The 4,672-nt window shown below is 67.4% G+C and carries 2 protein-coding genes and 1 pseudogene; 1 reads left to right on the top strand and 2 read right to left on the bottom strand.

The window, feature by feature from the left end:
* Positions 1-873: protein-L-isoaspartate O-methyltransferase (locus JHC99_RS17565; protein ID WP_292155958.1), on the top strand; the 873-nt coding region annotated here is incomplete at its 5' end.
* A gap of 58 nt (positions 874-931) precedes the next feature.
* Here JHC99_RS17565 and JHC99_RS17560 read toward each other — a convergent pair.
* Both JHC99_RS17560 and JHC99_RS17555 read right to left on the bottom strand, forming a co-directional pair.
* Positions 932-4,018 (bottom strand): calcium-binding protein, encoded by a 3,087-nt coding sequence (locus JHC99_RS17560; RefSeq protein WP_292155957.1) that lies wholly within the window; start codon positions 4,016-4,018, stop codon positions 932-934.
* 213 nt (positions 4,019-4,231) lie between these two features.
* Positions 4,232-4,672, bottom strand: a pseudogene (locus JHC99_RS17555) (phosphoglucosamine mutase); the annotation flags it as partial.

Genomic DNA, 4,672 nt, shown 5'->3' with positions numbered 1-4,672 from the left:
ATGGTCGGTGCGACCGGGTCGAACACGTTCGAGACGGCGGCGACCGCCAGTGCCCCCGCCGCCTCGGCTGTCTCGACCACGGTCCGCGCGCCCGCCTCGCCCTGGACCTATGCGGCCTTCAACGCCGCGATGCAGGCTTCCGGTCGTCCCCACGCCGTCACCGAGGCCCAGTGGAGCGAGATCAACGCCCGTAAGCCCGCGGCCATCGAACGCATCCGTGCCTATCTGGCCGGGCGCTTCAACGGTGTCGCCGACCCGGCCGTCATCGCCGCCTTCGAAAGCGTGCCGCGCGAATATTTCCACTACGCCTACGCCAGTCAGGCCTCGACCGCCTACCAGGCCTATGAGGCCAACCCCAAGCCCTGGGCCATCGGCCACGGCTCCGTCCTGTCCGACTATCTGGGTCAGGCCTATATGACCCAGCTGGCTGCGCCCAAGCCCACCGACGTGACGCTGGAGATCGGCACCGGCTCGGGCTTCCAGTCGTCCCTGCTCGGCCGCATCGTCCGCGACGCCTATACGATCGAGATCATCGAGCCGATCGGACGGGCGGTGGGCCGGATCTTCGCGCCGCTGGGATACACGAACGTCCACGGCCGGGTCGGCGACGGCTATTTCGGCTGGCCCGAGGTCACCGAGGGTTTCGACACCATCATGCTGACCTGCGTGGCCCAGTACGCCCCGCCCGAACTGTTCCGCCAGCTCAAGCCCGGCGGCAAGCTGATCATCCCGATCGGCCAGCCCTTCCGCCGGGGCCAGGTCCTGTATGTCTACACCAAGGACGCTGAGGGCCGCGTCCACTCCCGCCGCGACGTCGGCGTCTTCTTCATCCCCATGACCGGCGCCATGCAGGCGCGGCCGAAACCGGAATAGCCGGGCCGGACGTTCGTCCGACCCGGCTATGTCTCACACGATCGTCAGGCCGTCTGGCTTACAGGTACCAGTCCTGGCCGTGATAGGCGCCGTGGCTCGCGGTCGGGTCGAGGTCCAGCATGAACCGGCCCGATAGGCCGCCCATGTCGGAACCCGCATCGAAATCGTCCATGGTCGGCAGGACGGACGGGCCCGCGTCCTTGACGCCCGCTTCCTCGCCGATTCCGCCGGCCGTCCAGATCACGTCCGCTGTCCGCAGGGTGGTGTTGGTCAGGCCGATGACCATGTCGTTGGTTCCGTTGCCGCCCAGATCGACGAACAGGAAGGACGCGCCGTTCAGATAGGCGATGCCGAAGGTGTCGCTGGCCCCTGTGCGGACGGCGGTCAGGTCGATCCGGTCTGTTCCTGAGACGAAGTCATAGATGATGTCCGCCGCGCCCGAGGTCGAATCCGTGACCCGGTCGTAGCGGAACGTATCCGCGCCGGCTCCGCCGAACAGCTGGTCGGCACCACCGCCACCGGCGATGACGTCGTTGCCCGCGTTGCCGACGATCGGATCGGCCAGGGACGACCCGACCAGGATGTCAGCCGAGGCCGAGCCTTCCATGTAGACGCCGAACCCGCCGCCGTAGTCGATGTCGCTGCCGTTGACCGTGCGACCGACCGCCGTGGTCAGGAACAGCCCCTGCGCCGTCTCGGCATAGACATAGCTCCAGCCGTTGGCTTCGCGGTAGATGGTGACCGAGGTCGCCCGCAGGGCCGTGATGTCGATCCGGTCCTCGCCCGTGGTGAAGTCGTACAGGTTGTCGAAGCCCGAGGTCTGGTTGGAATCGCCGCGTCCGTCATAGCGGAACACGTCCGCCCCGGCCCCGCCGCCAATGGCATCCGCGCCACCGCCGCCGATCAGAATATCGGCACCTGCGCCGCCGAAGATGGGATCGGCTGTGCTGGAACCGAAGATGGTGTCAGCGCCCGCCGAACCGATCACATAGACACCGAAATTGCCGTTGTAGATAAAGTCGTCGGCATTGACGTTGGAGCCCCGGACGAAGATCTGCACCGGGCCGCCGGGGGTTTCGGCGAACACCACCGAACTGCCGTCGGCCAGTCGTCCGACGCTGACCGAGGTGGCGTTCAGAGCAGCCAGATCGATCTGGTCCACGCCCGACTGGAAGTCGGTGATCGTGTCCTGGGAGCCGGCCGTCGAATCCGCGGCTGCGGTGTAGCGGAACACGTCCGCGCCCGCGCCGCCGGTCAGGGTGTCGGCTCCGCCGCCACCCACGATCAGGTCGTCGCCGGCTCCGCCCGCCAAAGTGTCAGGCGCGGCGTTGCCCTGCTGGATCACGGGCTGCGGCCCGCCCAGGGTAAAGGCCACGTCCGAGAACTGCAGCCGTTCGACATTGGTCAGTCGATCGACACCGTCCGCGCCGCTGACGGTGGTCACGCCGTTCAGGGTCGAGATCGTGTAGCTGGCGTAGGCGCCGTTGAAGACGGCCGTGTCCGCGCCGTCGCCGCCGTCGAGGATGTCGCTGCCGAGGCCGCCGGTCAGGCGATCGTCGCCGGCGTCGCCGACCAGGGTGTCGTTGCCCGCGCCGCCGTCGATGGTGTCGTTGCCCGAAACCAGCACACCGCCGCCCCGGGGACCGGCCAGGCCGAAGCTGCTCTGGTCGCCGTACAGGAAGTCGTTGCCGTCGCCGCCCAGGATCGTGTCGTCGCCGCCGTTGCCGTAAACGGTGTCATTGCCGGCACCACTGTCGAGGTAGTCCCGACCTGCCGCGAGATACCCGTTGAGTCCGTTATCGTTATCCTCGTCGCCGTACAGGAAGTCGTTGCCGAGGCCGCCGAAGGCGGTGTCGTCGCCCTGGCCGCTCCAGATCCGGTCGTCGCCACCGCCGGCATCGATCGTGTCGTCACCGGCGTTGCCGCCGAAGAACTGGGTGGCGACGTCGCCCGTCATCGTGTCGTTACCGCCGAGGCCGTAGAAGTTCCCGCTGCGAGCGACATTGAAGCTGTCGTCGAAATTGGTCAGCCGGATGTTGTTGCCCAGGGTCTCGACGGACGTCAGGGTCCCGCCGATCACGGCACCCAGACGTGCGACGCCGTCGGTGGTCAGATCGAGGTTCACACCCGATGTCCGTGCGACCAGGCTGACGTTGATGACGTCCGTTCCGTCTCCACCGTCGAAGCTGTCGCCGAAGCCGATGAAGGCCGTGTCGTCGCCCGCGCCGCCGGTTGCGGTCTCGGCTACGCCGTCGTCGAGCTCGGCACCTGAGACGAACCGACCTGCGGCGTTCTGGAGGATGGAGCCGAAATTGAAGCCGGTCGTCAGGCTGTCGTTGCCGTCGCCGCCGTCCAGACTATCGCGCCCATTGCCACCGTCGAGGCTGTCGTTACCGACGCCGCCCAGGATGGTGTCGTCGCCGTCGTCGCCGCTCAGGCTGTCGTCGCCCAGCCGACCCTCGATCAGGTCGTTGCCCGCGCCGGCAGAGATGCCTTCGCCGGTCGCGCCGCCGAAGAACTGGTCGTTGAAGCCGGTCAGGACGGCCTGGAAGGACTCGAAATTGGTGAAGGTCCCGCCGGTGATTGCAGCATAGGCCGCCTGGCCTGCGACGGCGTCGCCCGTCATGTCGATGCTGACCCCGGCCGTCCGGGCCGTCAGATCGATGCGCAGTCGATCCCTGACACCGACGCCGCTATCGGCGCCGCCATCGGCGATGTCGCCCTGGCCGGCCGTGATCGTGTCGTCGCCCGCGCCACCGTTCAGGGTGTCGATCTCGTTGTCGTCGACGTAATTCGTGAAGTTGGGGATGCGAACCGCCGTCCCCGACAGGAAGCTGTCGGCGAAAGTCAGGGTCGCCAGGCCGCCGGTGATGAAGTCTGCGCCGTCATCGCCGTTGACCGTGTCCCGGCCACGCCCGCCCATCAGGAAGTCGCGTCCGGCCCCGCCGGAGATCTGGTCGTCGCCGTCGCCGCCGTCGATGCCGTCGCCCGCGTTCTCCAGCACGCCCGTCTCGTCGCCGCCGCGAATGACGTCCGCTCCGGCCCCGCCGCGTATGGAGTCACCCCCCGCCAGGCCGTCGATGATATCGTCGCCCGCCCCCCCGATCAGATCGTCAATTCCGGTCGTTCCCGTGAAGGTCGGCATGGTTGTTTCTCCCTATCGTTGAGAGAAACGTGGTCTCCCGGGTAAGGTCTTGTCAACCATTGTTCAGCGCCGCCGATGACTTGAGACTCTCAGGACAAACTGAAATCCTTGAGTAACGTACGATAACCGACCTTTCTGTCCGGCTTGCGAAGCTCTCGGAAGGCGGTCTTTTCTCTCGCGAAACGCGAACCTGTCTGCGGGCCGGCCAGGGCGTCAGCCCGCCGCCTGCACCGCCCCCGCGACATCGGCGACCACCGATTTCACCAGGGCCGCGTCGTCGCCCTCGGCCATCACGCGGATCAGCTTCTCGGTGCCCGAGGGGCGGACCAGAAGCCGGCCTGCGCCATTCAGCCGCGCCTCGCCCTCGGCGATGGCCGCGATGACCGTGGCGTCCTCCAGCGGTTTGCCGGCAGCATAGCGGACGTTCTTCAACAACTGCGGCACCGGCTCGAACTGGCGCGCCAGTTCGCTCATCGGCTTGCCGGACTCGACCAGAACCGCCAGCACCTGCAGCGCCGCCATCAGGCCGTCGCCGGTAGTGGCGTGGTCGTGCAGGATGATGTGGCCCGACTGTTCGCCGCCGATGTTGAACCCGCCCTCGCGCATCCGCTCCATCACATAGCGGTCGCCGACCTTGGTCCGCTCCAGCGTCAG

Source organism: Brevundimonas sp., assembly GCF_016463485.1.
GTDB lineage: Bacteria > Pseudomonadota > Alphaproteobacteria > Caulobacterales > Caulobacteraceae > Brevundimonas.
Note: the sequence above shows the minus strand (reverse complement) of the source record. Positions and strands in the feature narration are given on the sequence as shown.

Coding starts and splice junctions, on each gene's coding strand:
- JHC99_RS17560 (WP_292155957.1), bottom strand. CDS start 4,018: ATGCCGACCTTCACGGGAACGACCGGAATTGACGATCTGATCGGGGGG.